General features: G+C 44.2%; 15 protein-coding genes. 14 read left to right on the plus strand and 1 reads right to left on the minus strand.

The window, feature by feature from the left end:
* Positions 1 to 90 precede the first annotated feature (90 nt).
* The 3 genes from trpS to aspS are packed head-to-tail and all read left to right on the plus strand — an operon-like array spanning position 91 to position 3,219.
* The gene (trpS, locus tag IT398_02620) at positions 91 to 1,068 is read left to right on the plus strand and encodes a tryptophan--tRNA ligase (GenBank protein ID MCC6290934.1); all 978 of its coding nucleotides are present in this window, start codon (positions 91 to 93) and stop codon (positions 1,066 to 1,068) included.
* Positions 1,069 to 1,078: 10 nt separating this feature from the next.
* Positions 1,079 to 1,885, plus strand: a complete 807-nt coding sequence (locus IT398_02625) for a bifunctional 5,10-methylenetetrahydrofolate dehydrogenase/5,10-methenyltetrahydrofolate cyclohydrolase (protein ID MCC6290935.1) — start codon at positions 1,079 to 1,081, stop codon at positions 1,883 to 1,885.
* A gap of 20 nt (positions 1,886 to 1,905) precedes the next feature.
* Entirely contained in the window at positions 1,906 to 3,219 is a 1,314-nt protein-coding gene (gene aspS, locus IT398_02630; protein ID MCC6290936.1) for an aspartate--tRNA(Asn) ligase, read from the plus strand.
* A 284-nt stretch (positions 3,220 to 3,503) separates the two neighbouring features.
* Here aspS and IT398_02635 read toward each other — a convergent pair whose 3' ends face one another.
* The gene (locus IT398_02635) at positions 3,504 to 3,803 is read right to left on the minus strand and encodes a hypothetical protein (GenBank protein MCC6290937.1); all 300 of its coding nucleotides are present in this window, start codon (positions 3,801 to 3,803) and stop codon (positions 3,504 to 3,506) included.
* A 263-nt stretch (positions 3,804 to 4,066) separates the two neighbouring features.
* Between IT398_02635 and IT398_02640 the strand changes: the two genes are divergently transcribed.
* The 11 genes from IT398_02640 (at position 4,067) to IT398_02690 (ending at position 14,274) form a co-directional block, all read left to right on the plus strand.
* The gene (locus tag IT398_02640) at positions 4,067 to 4,795 is read left to right on the plus strand and encodes a segregation/condensation protein A (GenBank protein MCC6290938.1); all 729 of its coding nucleotides are present in this window, start codon (positions 4,067 to 4,069) and stop codon (positions 4,793 to 4,795) included.
* Positions 4,796 to 4,816: 21 nt separating this feature from the next.
* On the plus strand, positions 4,817 to 5,323 hold the full coding sequence (locus tag IT398_02645) for an SMC-Scp complex subunit ScpB (protein ID MCC6290939.1): 507 nt from the start codon (positions 4,817 to 4,819) through the stop codon (positions 5,321 to 5,323).
* Positions 5,324 to 5,330: 7 nt separating this feature from the next.
* On the plus strand, positions 5,331 to 6,377 hold the full coding sequence (locus tag IT398_02650) for a hypothetical protein (protein MCC6290940.1): 1,047 nt from the start codon (positions 5,331 to 5,333) through the stop codon (positions 6,375 to 6,377).
* Positions 6,377 to 7,474 carry a cell division protein FtsW gene (locus IT398_02655; protein MCC6290941.1) on the plus strand — a complete coding sequence of 366 codons (1,098 nt, stop codon included), beginning with the start codon at positions 6,377 to 6,379 and terminating at the stop codon, positions 7,472 to 7,474. The genes IT398_02650 and IT398_02655 overlap by 1 nt, the downstream gene beginning before the upstream one ends.
* Before the next feature lie 3 nt (positions 7,475 to 7,477).
* A complete protein-coding gene (locus IT398_02660; protein ID MCC6290942.1) occupies positions 7,478 to 8,605 on the plus strand; it encodes a UDP-N-acetylglucosamine--N-acetylmuramyl-(pentapeptide) pyrophosphoryl-undecaprenol N-acetylglucosamine transferase in 1,128 nt (375 codons plus the stop codon).
* The gene (locus IT398_02665; protein MCC6290943.1) at positions 8,595 to 9,767 is read left to right on the plus strand and encodes a glutamate--tRNA ligase; all 1,173 of its coding nucleotides are present in this window, start codon (positions 8,595 to 8,597) and stop codon (positions 9,765 to 9,767) included. The genes IT398_02660 and IT398_02665 overlap by 11 nt, the downstream gene beginning before the upstream one ends.
* 52 nt (positions 9,768 to 9,819) lie before the next feature.
* Positions 9,820 to 11,073 (plus strand): peptidoglycan DD-metalloendopeptidase family protein, encoded by a 1,254-nt coding sequence (locus IT398_02670; GenBank protein ID MCC6290944.1) that lies wholly within the window; start codon positions 9,820 to 9,822, stop codon positions 11,071 to 11,073.
* Positions 11,074 to 11,081: 8 nt separating this feature from the next.
* On the plus strand, positions 11,082 to 11,282 hold the full coding sequence (locus IT398_02675) for a hypothetical protein (GenBank protein MCC6290945.1): 201 nt from the start codon (positions 11,082 to 11,084) through the stop codon (positions 11,280 to 11,282).
* 209 nt (positions 11,283 to 11,491) lie between these two features.
* Positions 11,492 to 11,842: a transglycosylase SLT domain-containing protein gene (locus IT398_02680; protein MCC6290946.1), complete on the plus strand. Its 351-nt coding sequence runs from the start codon at positions 11,492 to 11,494 to the stop codon at positions 11,840 to 11,842.
* Between the two features lie 139 nt (positions 11,843 to 11,981).
* On the plus strand, positions 11,982 to 12,467 hold the full coding sequence (locus tag IT398_02685) for a thioredoxin family protein (GenBank protein ID MCC6290947.1): 486 nt from the start codon (positions 11,982 to 11,984) through the stop codon (positions 12,465 to 12,467).
* Position 12,468: 1 nt separating this feature from the next.
* A complete protein-coding gene (locus IT398_02690; GenBank protein MCC6290948.1) occupies positions 12,469 to 14,274 on the plus strand; it encodes a redoxin domain-containing protein in 1,806 nt (601 codons plus the stop codon).
* The last annotated feature ends 16 nt before the right edge of the window (positions 14,275 to 14,290 follow it).

Consider the following 14,290-nt stretch of genomic DNA (forward strand, 5'->3'; position numbering starts at 1 on the left):
AACAATCTGCCTTAGAAGAACCGAGACCCCAAAATTAAACCCGTTATCTTTCATGTTAAAATTAAAATAAACGTGGTAAAGTAGAGAATCATGTCTGGGGATAAAAAAATATTACTGTCTGGTGTTAAACCTTCTGGTACCGTACACATCGGTAACTACTTCGGCGCACTGAAACAATTTGTCGATTTTCAGAATGATTATCGTGCCCTAATTATGATCGCCGATCTCCACGCCCTCACCACACTCCATGATCCAGCAGAACTACGAAAGAATATTCTAGAACTCACGGCGGCCTATTTGGCAATTGGTCTCGACCCGGAGAAGGTCACACTTTTCAAGCAATCTGATATTCTAGAGCACACTCAGGCCGCTTGGATTTTCAGTTGTCTTACCACGATGCCGTATCTTATGCGTTCCCACGCCTTCAAAGATGCTGAGACTAAAAACAAAGAAGTAAACACCGGTCTCTTTACCTACCCAATCTTAATGGCCGCGGATATTTTACTTTATTCACCGGATGTTGTTCCCGTTGGCCAAGATCAGAAACAACATTTAGAGATCGCTCGCGACATGGCCGAGAAGTTTAATCGTGTTTATGGTGAGGTATTCAAGTTACCAGAGCCACTGATTCTAGAAAATGTGAAAACCGTAGTTGGTTTAGACGGCCAGAAAATGAGTAAAAGTTATCACAATACGATTCCCTTATTTGCTACGGAGCGCGAATTGAAGCAGTTGGTTATGAGTATGAAAACTGATTCAAAAGGAGAAGAAGAACCCAAAAATCCAGAGGAATGTGGTGTTTTTGCACTACATAAACTTTTTAGTCAGGCTGATTTGGCAGAACTTAAGAAGCGGTATGTGGAAGGGAAAATTGGATATAAGGAATCAAAGGAGATTTTAGCAAAAAATATGAACGCTTACTTGGCGCCAATGAGGGAAAAATACGATTTCTTAATCAAGGACGAAAAAAGTTTGTCCGATATTCTCGCAAACGGAGCGAATTCAGCTCGAGAAATTGCTTCAGCAAAAATGGCCGAGATGAGGAAAAGTGTCGGTGTTAGTTTCTAGAAAACAAAACATGTTAACTACTCTTGATGGCCGCATGGTGTCAGAAAAAATCGCCGCTGAACTAAGTCTGGAGATTAAGAGGTTAAAGATAGAACCAGGGTTGGCGATTATTCAGGTCGGGGATTTGGCTACTTCTAGTCTTTATATCAAACGTAAAATCGCATTCGCCAATAAGATTGGAGTGAGGGTGGATCATCTTAGGTTTTCGGAGGATTCTTACCAAGACGAACTACTTTCGGAAATTGATAAACTTAATCATAATAATGATGTTGGTGGAATTATTGTTCAGCTTCCTCTCCCAAACAAATTAGATAAGTCAAAAATTGTGGAGGAGATTGCCCCCGAGAAAGACGTAGACGGTCTGCGGGTGGGGAGCATTTTTACTCCCGCTACCGCTCGTGGAATTTTGTCGCTTTTGGATCACTACCAAATTAAAATTTCCGGTAAGAGAGTCGTGGTGGTTGGGAGGTCTACTTTAGTGGGTAAACCTATTGCCCGTGCTCTTCTTTCCCGGGGTGCGACGGTCACAATCTGCCATCGTCAGACTCAAAATTTGGCAGACGAAACAAGACGGGCGGATATTTTGGTTGTTGCCGCCGGCTCACCTCACTTGATTAAAGAAAATTACGTTAAGCCAGGGCAGGTCGTGATTGATGTCGGTCTTTCTTCGACGGGGGAGGGAAAGTTGCTTGGCGATGTGGATCAGGTTTCAGTTAGAGAAATTGTGTCCGCCATTTCACCTGTCCCGGGTGGAGTGGGTCCGATGACGGTCGTGTCACTTTTTCTTAACCTCTTGGACGCTTACAAATCAAAATAATCGTGCTAAACTGACGGAAAATGAAAAATCGAATTTGTCTTAAAGACTTATCAAGTGAGGTCGGAAAGGAGGTCAAAATGGCCGGCTGGGTGGATGTGCGACGCGATCATGGTAAGCTCGTTTTCATCGATTTGCGAGATGTAACTGGCAAAGTACAAATGGTGATACTACCCACCGTGGAAGCCTACCTTGTCGCCCAAGAGGTGCGACCGGAATGGGTTGTAGAGGTAGACGGCGTAGTCCAGAAACGCCCAGAAAAACTTATCAATAAAGACGAGAAGAATGGCGAAATCGAGGTTCAAGTAAGTCAGATGCGGGTATTGAGCGAAGCCGAAACATCGCCAATTCCGATTATCCAAACTAATTATGACGACGAAGCTGAAGCGCCACTGCGATTTGATTATCGTTGGCTCGATTTGCGCCAACCGAAGAAGGCGGAAATATTCGAAGTTTGGACGGAAATGGAAAGAGGTTTTCGTGATTTCTGGTTGGAAAATAATTTCCGACAAATTTACACCCCTTCTCTCATGAATACACCAAGTGAGAGTGGCGCGGAAGTCTTCGAGATCAATTATTTTGACCGCAAGGCCTATCTGGCTCAATCACCTCAATTTTATAAACAAATGGCGATGGCCGCTGGCCTAGAAAGAGTGTTTATGGTTGGTCCGGTTTTCCGCGCGGAGCCATCCTTCACTACTCGCCACCTTACCGAGTTTACCGGTTGGGACTTTGAGATGTCCTATATCGATTCCCATCATGATGTCATGGATCTTGAGGAGGGGCTCATTATTTCTGGCTTTAAGGCTGTGGCACAAAAATTCCCAGAACTAGACTTGACGATTCCCGCACGACCATTTCCACGGATCACAATGGTGGAGGCAAAAGAAATCTTAACCAAAGCTGGTGTTTTTGGTGGTGAAGAACATGACCTCTCGCCAGAAGAAGAGAGAGCATTGTCGGAATATGTAAAAAGGAAGATGAATCATGAGTTCGTTTTTGTTACCGATTATCATGAATCTAAAAGCGCCTTCTATCACATGAGACATGAGGACGATAATACTCGAAGCAAACGTGCCGACCTACTTTTCCGGGGGATTGAAGTAACGACTCTGGCACAGAGAGAGCATCGTCTGGCCATTTTAGAGAAACAAGCCGTTGCGAAAGGGATGAAATTAGAACCGCTAAACGATTATTTAAACTTTTTTAGATACGGTTGTCCGCCACACGGTGGGGCTGGTATCGGCCCGGGACGACTGATTATGAAACTCTTAGATCTGCCCAATGTCCGAGAAGCCACCTACTTACCACGAGACGTTAAACGTCTGAACCCCTAAATACTGAAAATAAAAAAACGCCTACCACGATTAAGTGATAGGCGTTTTATTTACAGACAAAGATCAATTACACTGACGGACACCCGCTATCGTCGATTTCTATTTCTGGGAAATGGTGTTTCTGGAAAAATCGATCACAGTTCTCTTCAACTAAGCCGAGTTGATGCATCGCTTCGTGGGCAGGAGAAAATACATTGCGCCTAAACAATTCCGCTTGAGTAATCTCCCCCTTGTTCTGGTGGTCTATGATCGTCTGAGCGAGATCGAAAAGTATCTTCTCGGCATCAACTCACCAAATCCTTACGGGAGGCACTAGACATGTTGCATAGCCCGATAGAGCTATGTCCGCTGAATGTCTCCAGTGCCTTAGCGAATCCTTTCGCACTGGCTTTTTCTGAGTGAGTTGCACCTCCACTAATTAGCTTTGACATTAGCACAATGATTACCGCCAGGAAAATCGTGAGACCGGCGGATGAATTGAGCTTTTGTACTTCAGTCGTCATGGTGACAGCAAAGATTATTCCCAATGCAAACAGGAAAATAAACTTTGCTCCCAATCGCTCATGAGAGAATTCTTCTTTCATCGCTGCTCTCATCGGATCGACATCAGTTTGCAACTCCCAGTTTCTCCTTAGGCATTGGGGGATCTCGGAATCCCTATGCATTTGTCGAAGATCTAACATCATTCACCTCGTTTTGGCCCACTTGTTTTTTTGGAATGGCGGTTTCAGGCCGCGCATCCCAAGACTGCTACCTTAAGGCCACTATTGGCAGTCCGGTCGGATTATAGCAAGACTTATTAACATTTGTCAATGCCACTAGAGGCATGCTAAAATTAGAGGGTAAAATGCCCGAAAATTTCCAAATTAAACTAGTCGACTTTGAGGGACCAATCGAGGTCTTATTGCGGTTGATTGAGGAAAAAAAACTCCATATTTCGCAAGTCTCACTGGCGGCGGTGGCAGATGATTTTGTGACCCACTTGGGAAAAATCGAGAATGGAAATAAAGAACAGATGGCTAATTTTATTCTTGTCGCCTCCACCCTTATGTTAATTAAGTCCATCTCCCTTCTACCCAAGCTTCAGGTGACCGAAGAAGAGAAGGGAAGCATGGAAGATCTAGAGAAACGTCTGCAACTCTATCAGGAAATAAAAAAATTAAGTGAAAATATCAAAGTAAATTATGGTAAGAAAATCATCTTTGCCCGAGAACCAGGCAAAGAAATTGTGTCCGTCTTCTCGCCGAGTCGCGATTTAAACCTAGCCAATTTGAAGTTGGCTCTGGAGCGCGTAATCGCTAATTTACCAAAAGTAGAAAAGCTTCCAGAAGTAATAGTCCAGAAAGTGCTTAGTCTAGAGGAGGCGATTGAAAGCTTGGCCACCCGAGTTCAGAGTGCCCTCAAAACCAGTTTCCAACATTTTGTAAAAGATAAAAAAGAAAAAGTTAACATTATCGTAAGTTTTCTTGGAATGCTGGAATTGGTGAAACGGGGGATTGTCCAGGTAGAACAAGCATCACACTTTCAGGATATAGCAATTGAGACGACAAGTACCATTGTTCCCAAATACGGCTAATCGGGCTATAATCCAAAGAACATGAAGACGGAAGCGCTAATTGAGGCGATACTTTTCTGGCATACCGAACCGATGACCATGGCAGAGCTCACTCGGGCGATTGGCCGGGGCGAAACAGAAATTCGTGAAGCATTAGCTGTTTTAGACAGAAACTTGGAAAGCAGGGGGGTGCAATTGGTTTATAAAGATGATGAAGTGATGCTTGGTTCACATCCAGAAGCAAGTGAGGTAATTGAAAGGTTGGCCAAGGAGGAAATGTCCCAGGATCTTGGACGGGCGAGTTTAGAAACCCTAACAATCGTGCTTTACCGGGGGCCAGTCAGCCGGGCGCGAATTGATTATCTGCGTGGTGTTAACTCCAGCTTCATTCTCCGGCACCTAATGATCCGTGGTTTAGTGGAACGTGTGCCGAATCCAGAAGATGCCCGCTCCTTCCTCTATCGCCCAACCTTTGAATTATTACAGAACCTGGGCGTGAAGAGGGTTGAGGATTTACCAGATTACGCTTCTCTCGTGGACAAACTATAATTTTCTTATGACATTGAATGTTTTAAAGATTCTGATCCCCATTACGCTTTCATTTTTTGTTGGCATATTCGTAACGCCGTTGTTGACTCGGTATCTTTATAAAAACAAGATGTGGAAAAAACGGGCGGGCAAGATTGATCCCTCTGGACACGAAACACCAATTTTCAACCGACTCCATGCTACTCGCGAGGTCGGGACTCCTCGTCTGGGAGGTATCGTTATCTGGGGAAGTGTCGTTATCACCGTAATTATACTCTCGCTTTTTGACTCTTTCTCAGCCAGTGATTTCTCCAGCAAAATTAACTTTCTCAGCCGGAATCAAACCTGGATTCCTTTTGCCACATTAATTTTCGCCTCAATCATTGGGATGTTTGACGATTTGCTAGAGATTAAGAGCGGTAACGGCGGCTTATCGTTTAAGAAGCGTCTGCTTATCGTGGTTATGCTTGGTCTCGTTATTGCCTGGTGGTTTTATACAAAGTTAGAGATATACTCACTCTTCATTCCGTTCTGGGGTAGCGTCACGATTGGCTGGCTCCTAATTCCTCTTTTCCTTACCGTGATTGTCGGACTTTTTTCAAGCGGAGTGATTGATGGTTTAGATGGTTTGGCTGGTGGCGTAATGGCCACAATCTTTGCAAGCTACTCTGTAATCGCTTTCTCACAGAATCAGATCGATTTGGCCGCCTTCTCTGCTGCTGTCGCTGGCGCGACGCTGGCCTTTCTCTGGTTTAATATACCGCCGGCCCGTTTCTATATGTCGGAGACAGGAATTCTTGGCCTCACTACGACTCTCGCTGTAGTAGCTTTTCTCACCGACTCGGTGTTTGTTTTACCTCTAATCGCACTGCCCCTAACGCTTACAGTCATTTCAAATATCCTTCAGCTTTCTTCGAAAAAGTGGCGTAATGGTAAAAAAGTTTTTCTCGTCGCCCCGCTTCACCATCATTTTGAAGCGCTGGGTTGGCCGGCATCAAAGGTGGTAATGCGTTACTGGATTATCAGTATCATTGCCGCAATTATCGGTGTGATTATTACTCTAATTGGACACTGATGAGTTCCAAACGTCGTCCAAGTCGTCCTTTCTTCTTTCTCGTTGTTTCCCTGACACTAACTGGTTTTTTTATTTTCTTTTCGGCTTCGCTTGGATTACTTTCTCGATCTGGAGCGGAGTTTAGCGGTGTCACACTCAAGCAATTCCTGATCATGATGGTTGGGCTGGCGGCGCTTCTGATCGTCTCCAAGATTCACTATCGCTATTGGCAGAAATTTAGCTGGCTTGTATTCTTACTTGGCTTAATTTCTACGGCCCTTGTTTTTGTCCCTGGTCTGGGCCCAGAATTGAAAGGAGCACAACGTTGGGTGCATATTGGCGGAATGTCAATTCAGACATCAGAGTTCTTAAAATTGGGCTATGTCGTCTACCTGGCAAGCTGGCTGGCGCGAGCGCGAGATCATGTCAGGTCCTTCCGCGCTGGACTTCTTCCGTTTCTAATCATCACTGGCATTGTGGGCGTCCTGATGGTGAAGCAGCCAGACCTCAGCACGTTTGGCATTATGCTCGTTGCCGGTGTAGGGATGCTTTTCGTTGCCGGGATTTCTTGGCGGCAGCTTTTTCTACTTATTGTCATCGCGATTATCGGAATCGGGGGTGTAATCTATTTTAAACCATACACACAAGCACGCATAAAAACTTTTTTTGAACCCAACCAGAACGTGCTCGGTAGTAGTTACCAAGTTAATCAATCACTGATTGCTATTGGGTCTGGTGGAATCACGGGAAGAGGTTTCGGTCAGAGTATTCAAAAGTTCAAGTATTTGCCGGAACCAATTGGTGATTCTATTTTCTCGGTTGCGGGAGAAGAGTTTGGCTTCATTGGCGGCACCGTTCTACTAACCCTTTTCCTAGGACTCATCCTCTCTGGTTTCAAAATTGCAGTGGGGGCCCCCAATCAGTTTAGTAGACTCGTGACCGTCGGGATTGTTATAATGATTGGCGCTGGCGTTTTCATCAATGTGGCCTCAATGGTAGGCCTGATACCCCTCAACGGGACCCCACTCCTTTTTGTTAGTCAGGGTGGAACAGCACTTCTTTTGGTTTTGATTGAATCGGGGATTATTCTCAATATCTCTAAATATACTTCAGCTTAAACTATGAAAATTGTCTTTACCGGCGGTGGCACAGGCGGACACTTCTACCCAATTATTGCGGTGGCTCAGGCGGTCAATAGACTTGTCGAGGAAGAAAGGTTGGTGGAAGCTAAGCTTTATTATTTCTCAAATTCTCCATACGACGCACATCTTCTGTTTGAGAATAGAATCGAATTTCATCATGTTAGTGCGGGCAAGTGGCGGCGCTACTTCTCTGTCCACAATTTTTGGGATCAATTAAAAACTCTTAAGGGTTTCCTTGGGGCAGTTTGGAAACTTTATCTGATCTACCCTGATGTTATTTTCAGCAAGGGTGGTTACGCGAGCTTTCCCACCCTTCTGGCCGCCAGGATACTTGGGTTGCCAGTTGTAATCCATGAGTCCGATTCCCATCCTGGTCGGGTCAGTCTGTGGTCGGCCAAGTTTGCTAAACGTATTGCCGTCTCTTATCCAGAAGCGATCGACTTTTTCCCGAAAGAGAAAACGGCATTAACTGGTAACCCAATCCGCGAAGAGCTACTAAGTCCGATATCTCACGGCGCGCATGAATTTTTAAAACTAGACGACAAGCACCCAATTCTTTTTGTGACCGGTGGTTCACAGGGGGCGAGCGTACTTAATGACGCCGTGTTGGATATTCTTCCACTACTACTCAAACACTATCAGATCATCCACCAGGTGGGCAGAGATAATTTTCCAGACATTGAGAAGCGGTCAAGGACAATCTTAGAAAAAACACCCGAGCGTGATCGTTATCATCTCTTTGCCCATCTTAATTCTACCGCGCTTCGAATGACAGCTGGCGTAACAAGCCTAGTTATCTCTCGGGCTGGATCGGCGATATTTGAAATAGCCATCTGGGGGCTTCCTTCAATCATCGTGCCAATTCCTGAGCCAATTAGTCACGACCAGCGTACCAACGCCTTCACTTACGCGCGTTCTGGTGGCGCGGTGGTCATTGAGCAGAATAATCTCACCCCGTCGGTTTTACTTTCGGAGATTAATCGTCTAATGGGCGACGAACGGATGCGGGAGAAGATGTCCGTTGGTGCTAAAAAGTTTTCTCACCCCAATGCCTCTCGTTCAATTGCCGAAGAAATTATTAGCCTTTCACTAACCCATGAGATCTAGAGTTCGTACTCGTTTTGCCCCCAGCCCAACTGGTAATCTCCATCTCGGAGGTGCGCGGACGGCGTTATTTAATTATCTTTTTGCGAAACAAAACGACGGAGAATTTATTTTAAGAATAGACGACACGGACAAAGAAAGATCTAAGCCAGAATTTGAGGAGAATATTTTCAAAGGATTAAAGTGGTTAGGGCTTGAATCCAGTGAGGTTTACCATCAGTCAAAAAGGGGTGAGCTATATCGACAAAAATTGGATAATTTGCTTAAACTGGATAAGGTCTACGTAAGTTCTGGTGAAAAAGTTATCCGGTTTAGAAACCCTAATACAGATGTTACCTTCACTGACCTAATTAAAGGGGAAATAACCTTCAACACCACCGACCTACAGGATTTTATTGTTGCTAAGGACATGGATACTCCTCTCTATCACTTTGCTTCAGTCGTGGACGATATTGATTTAGATATTTCTCACGTAATTCGGGGCGAAGACCATATATCCAATACCCCGAGACAGATTCTGCTTCTCGAAGCATTGGGTGGTACAAGGCCGGATTATGCTCATATCCCGCTAATCCTCGCACCAGATCGTTCTAAACTGTCAAAAAGACACGGCGCCGTGTCTGTTTCTGAATATTCTGAACGTGGCTATCTACCCGAAGCGATGATAAATTTTCTTGTCACAATGGGTTGGTCACCACAGGCACAGAAACTTGAACAGGAGCTATTTAGCTTGAAGGAACTAATTCATCACTTTAATCTGAAGCAAGTCCAGACAAGTGGGGCAGTCTTTAATATCGATAAGCTTGACTGGTTTAACAAGGAGTATGTTAAAAGACTCCCAGAAAAAGAGCAGCTGTCTAGATTGAAATCTGAACACGAATTTTTTAACAAGCGACCAACAAATATCGACAAGAATTTATTGAAAAATACCGAACACTTATCTCAAGTTTTGACGATTCTCGAAAAATTAGATGAAAAAAAATGGAGTGTAGAGGATATTAAGGAGGCGTTATGGGACTTTGCAACCGAGAAGGGGAGAGGAGAGGTTTTGTGGCCACTTCGAGTATCTCTAACGGGTCAGGCCAAATCACCCGATCCATTTACCGTCGCCGCCATTCTTGGGAGAGAAGAAACGCTGGATAGATTGCGACAGGTGTTGAGATAAACTCAATCAAGTTTTTTGTTTTTCTCTAGATTACTGCTAAACTAAGCCTTAAATGCGACGAATCTTCTGGCTTTTTTTGGTGCTAATAATTTTTGGGCCCTTTTTGGTTCACGCTGATCAGGCGACGGAATTACAAGCACAAATAAGGGCTAGACAAAATGAGATCGGCAAACTAGACGCCCAAATTGCCGCGCAAGAGAAAACATTGGGAGAAACAACAAAACAGGCCAACACCCTCGAGAATACACTTAAGACGATTGATCTCACAATCGGTAAATTAAACAATCAAATTACTCGAACAGAGAAGGAGATTAGTGCCACCAAGTTAAAAATCGACGAACTTAATTTAAACATCAAGAAAACTGGCGGCAACATCGAAAGAAATGAGGATCTACTGCGCGAACTACTTCGTGATTTATCAGACATGAATCGCGAAAGCTTATTAATGATTCTGGTGAGTTACAAACACTTTTCTGATCTGTGGCAGGCGAGTGACCAGTTAGTTGACCTCCAAAGAGGTGTTCACAGCGCTGCGGAGGAGTTGCGGAAACTTAAGGGTAATTTGAGTGTTGAAGTAACGACGACAGAGAAGGAGCAGGCAAAATTGTTGAGACTTCAGAGAGAACTTTCCGACCAGAAGAAAATTATCGCCACCGAACGTTCCAAACAAAATAATCTATTAGCGCAAACGAAAAGTAGCGAGGCAAACTACAAGAAGCTTCTCGAAGAAAGTCGACAACGTCGTGAGGATTTTGCCAAGGAGCTAAACGAATTCGAATCCCAGCTTAAGTTTGCACTTGATCCAAACAAGTTGCCGGTGGTACGACAAGGAATTTTGGCTTGGCCACTTGATGGCCGTCTAATTACGCAATTATTTGGAAAAACCTCTGACGCAAAAAGACTTTATGCTTCCGGAACGCATAACGGTATAGATTTTCGTGCAAGTGTTGGCACAGTAATTAAATCCGCAGAAGCAGGTATTGTGGCTGGAACCGGTGACACCGATCTCACTTGTCGCGGCGCTTCTTACGGCCGCTGGGTTTTAATTAAACATGACAACGGACTGGCAACGCTCTATGCTCATCTAAGTTTGATTAAAGTGTCTGCCAATCAGCGTGTAAGTCGGGGAGAACTAATCGGCTACAGTGGCGCAACGGGTTATGCTACCGGCCCGCACCTTCACTTTACTGTTGCCGCGGGTGATGGTGTGGAGATCAAATCTTTAAAGAGCAAGGTCTGTCCTGGTTCCTATGTTATGCCGATTTTTGACACTCGCGCTTATCTCGATCCTGTTCTATACTTATAATTACAAATATGAAGAACAAAAACGGGGGATTAATAAAGCTAGTGATTATTATTATCGTAGCGGTACTGTTACTTAATTATTTTCAGGTTAATCTGGTCACTCTGGTCGAAAAACTTAAGCTGAAGCCACTTTTCGTCGAGTTGTGGGCGCAAATTAAGGTTGCGTGGGGAAAAATTTTGGAACTTTGGACATATTTGACAAATAAGTAGAATCATTGTTTTAGCTTGACAGCGGGGGATGGGTATGCTAGACTGTTGCAGTACGGCTTAACAAGGCCGTATTTTACTTCTAACTTATTCCTACTATCCTACAAATAGGCCTGGCAAGCTTCATAACACTGAGTTCGACCCTAAATACGAACCTATCTACTATTAAGTCTCAAAATCCAATTTTTGCTCCGGAAAAGACCGCCGTAGTCATGAATGACAAGGATTTATCAACGGCCCTAACGCTTAAGGATTTGATCGAGACAAAGGCTGAAGAAGCCGGTGTAGATAAGACACTGGCGCTCAAAATCGCTTTCTGTGAGAGTACTATGCGCCAGTTCGACAAGAGTAGCGGCAAGCCCTTACGTGGGGTCCATAACCCTAATGACGTTGGTCTTTTCCAGATCAACGAGGACTACCATGCCAACAGGAGCCAAAACATGGGTCATGACATCTACTCAACCGAAGGAAATATTGACTATGCCCTATATCTCTTAAAGAAGGAGGGCAGCCGCCCATGGAACGCCAGTCGTCCTTGTTGGGGTAATACAACGACAGTCTAAAGTCCAAATCACCTTGGTTTAATAGGCGCAAAAGATATATTGTGCGACGTGATGGGTTGTTTTTGACTTTACACTCCTCCCCCGGACGTATATACTTTTATTTGATAAAAGATTACTAGTCCTAAAATAATTTGTTTCTATGAACAAAAATACAAAAATTATAACAACAGTCATCGTACTCATCGTTCTTGCGGCAATCTATTTCTCAATAAAAAGCAATGAGCCATCTCTCCAAAATGACACGTCGCAAAATGGCGAAATAACCACGCAGATAAATTCAGTAAGCAACGGTGAGGAAAACACCGTAACAAAGTCTGGCTCCTACGAAGCATACTCCCCAGAAAAGATCGCTCGGGCCTCCGTTGATCATGACGTGGTTTTATTTTTTAGAGCAAGCTGGTGCCCGACATGTCGAGCAGTTGATTCGGACATTAAGGCAAATCTAAACGAAATCCCCGCCAGTCTCACAATCCTGGATATTGATTACGATAAATCCTCTGAGTTAAAACAGAAATACGGCGTTACCTACCAGCACACCTTCGTCCAAGTTGATAAAGATGGAAATTTAATCAAAAAGTGGAGCGGGAGCCCAACCCTCTCTTCTCTAGTAACGGAAGTCAGTTAGCATGTTACTTCTACTGATATCTTTTATTGCGGGTGTATTAACGGTACTCGCGCCGTGTATTCTGCCCCTTCTGCCGGTGATTGTTGGACACTCCATCACCGATACGACCCCAAACAGGAGAAGATTATTTGTCGTCGTCAGTTCGCTCGGGATCTCGGTGATACTTTTTACCCTTCTGCTGAAGGCCAGTTCCCTATTGATTGATATACCGCAAGATTTCTGGAAATGGATTTCCGGTGGCATTATTTTTCTTTTTGGTTTGACGATGATTTTTCCAAGTCTGTGGGAAAGGTTATCTTTCACAAACACCCTTAGCCTCAACTCAAACAAGGCACTGACGAAAGGGTACCAGAGAAACAACGTCTGGGGAGATATAATTATTGGTGCCTCGCTCGGACCAATCTTCTCCGCCTGTAGTCCGACTTACTTTGTAATATTAGCCACGATTTTACCCGTCTCGTTTTTATTGGGGCTTGTTTACCTATTTACCTATGTTCTTGGCTTAGCACTTGCTCTCATTGTGGTCGCACTTCTGGGGGAAAAAATCGTGGCCAAGGTCGGCAGGGTTTCGGACCCAAACGGGTGGTTCAAGAAAATATTTGGATTAATCTTCATTCTCGTGGCAGTAGCCATTGTTTCTGGCTATGACAAAAAACTTCAAATCAGCCTACTAGACGCTGGGTTCCTCGACGTCACAAAGATTGAGCAAAAACTGCTGGAAAAAAATGAAGAGAAAAACCAAGACAATTCCCCCGTCATCAGCTCACAAGAAGATTCAGATGAAGTGGTAGCGGAAAAAACCCAAGAGTTAACGCCCGAAGAAAGTGAGGATGAGAAAAAGAACGAGGAAACCTTTCTGAGTGTTCAAGAGAAAAATAAAAAGTTCGTCCTTGCGCCGGACATTAGCACCCCAGATGGTTTCATTAACACAAATAATCTACCCATAAGCGTGAGTGAATTCAAGGGCAAAAAGGTTGTATTACTAGATATCTGGACCTACAGTTGTATAAATTGCCAACGAACTCTCCCCTATTTAAACGACTGGTACAAAAAATACGAAGATGATGGATTAGTTATTATTGGCCTACACACGCCAGAATTTTCTTTTGAGAAAATCCAAAAGAACGTCGAGAAGGCGGTGGAGGATTTCCAGATAAAGTACCCCGTCGTGCTTGATAACGACTTTTCTACTTGGAGCGCTTACAAAAATCAATACTGGCCAAGGAAATACTTAATAGATATTGATGGTTATATTGTCTACAATCACGCTGGAGAGGGACTATACGAAGAAACAGAAATCGCGATCCAGAAGGCACTCAGAGAGAGGGCATCTCGGTTAAACACAGAAATAAAGATGCCGTCAGACGTAGCCAAACCAAAAGATGCTATAACGGTGGAGCCGGGCGGGGTCAAAAGTCCAGAAGTCTATTTTGGTTCGGCCAGGAATCAGCTACTTGCCAACGGTCAAAGCGGTGTCCCGGGCGAACAAGTCTTTTCTCTTCCTATCACAACCTCATTAAACAAATTGTATCTTGATGGGGCCTGGAATCTAACACCGGAATATGCTGAAAACAAGGGAAATGGAAGCATACTCTTCAACTACGAAGCGAAAAACCTTTACATGGCCGCTGGATCAGATAAGGAAATCACTGCGGAGATTTATAGGGATGGCGTATTAATAAAAACAATTAAAATTAAGGAGGAGCGTCTCTATGCCCTGATAGAGGGCCCAGATTATGGAAAACATGTGGTGCAAATCAAAATACCCACAGGCGGTCTCAAGGTCTTCACATTTACTTTCGGCTAACCAACAGCGAGTTTAC

Source organism: Candidatus Nomurabacteria bacterium (assembly GCA_020847275.1).
Taxonomy (GTDB): Bacteria; Patescibacteriota; Minisyncoccia; order Phycocordibacterales; family JACOZG01; genus JADLCI01.

Coding starts and splice junctions, on each gene's coding strand:
- trpS (MCC6290934.1), top strand. CDS start 91: ATGTCTGGGGATAAAAAAATATTACTGTCTGGTGTTAAACCTTCTGGT.
- IT398_02645 (MCC6290939.1), top strand. CDS start 4,817: ATGAAGACGGAAGCGCTAATTGAGGCGATACTTTTCTGGCATACCGAA.
- IT398_02640 (MCC6290938.1), top strand. CDS start 4,067: ATGCCCGAAAATTTCCAAATTAAACTAGTCGACTTTGAGGGACCAATC.
- IT398_02625 (MCC6290935.1), top strand. CDS start 1,079: ATGTTAACTACTCTTGATGGCCGCATGGTGTCAGAAAAAATCGCCGCT.
- IT398_02650 (MCC6290940.1), top strand. CDS start 5,331: ATGACATTGAATGTTTTAAAGATTCTGATCCCCATTACGCTTTCATTT.
- IT398_02670 (MCC6290944.1), top strand. CDS start 9,820: ATGCGACGAATCTTCTGGCTTTTTTTGGTGCTAATAATTTTTGGGCCC.
- IT398_02680 (MCC6290946.1), top strand. CDS start 11,492: ATGAATGACAAGGATTTATCAACGGCCCTAACGCTTAAGGATTTGATC.
- IT398_02660 (MCC6290942.1), top strand. CDS start 7,478: ATGAAAATTGTCTTTACCGGCGGTGGCACAGGCGGACACTTCTACCCA.
- aspS (MCC6290936.1), top strand. CDS start 1,906: ATGAAAAATCGAATTTGTCTTAAAGACTTATCAAGTGAGGTCGGAAAG.
- IT398_02675 (MCC6290945.1), top strand. CDS start 11,082: ATGAAGAACAAAAACGGGGGATTAATAAAGCTAGTGATTATTATTATC.
- IT398_02665 (MCC6290943.1), top strand. CDS start 8,595: ATGAGATCTAGAGTTCGTACTCGTTTTGCCCCCAGCCCAACTGGTAAT.
- IT398_02690 (MCC6290948.1), top strand. CDS start 12,469: ATGTTACTTCTACTGATATCTTTTATTGCGGGTGTATTAACGGTACTC.
- IT398_02685 (MCC6290947.1), top strand. CDS start 11,982: ATGAACAAAAATACAAAAATTATAACAACAGTCATCGTACTCATCGTT.
- IT398_02655 (MCC6290941.1), top strand. CDS start 6,377: ATGAGTTCCAAACGTCGTCCAAGTCGTCCTTTCTTCTTTCTCGTTGTT.
- IT398_02635 (MCC6290937.1), bottom strand. CDS start 3,803: ATGAAAGAAGAATTCTCTCATGAGCGATTGGGAGCAAAGTTTATTTTC.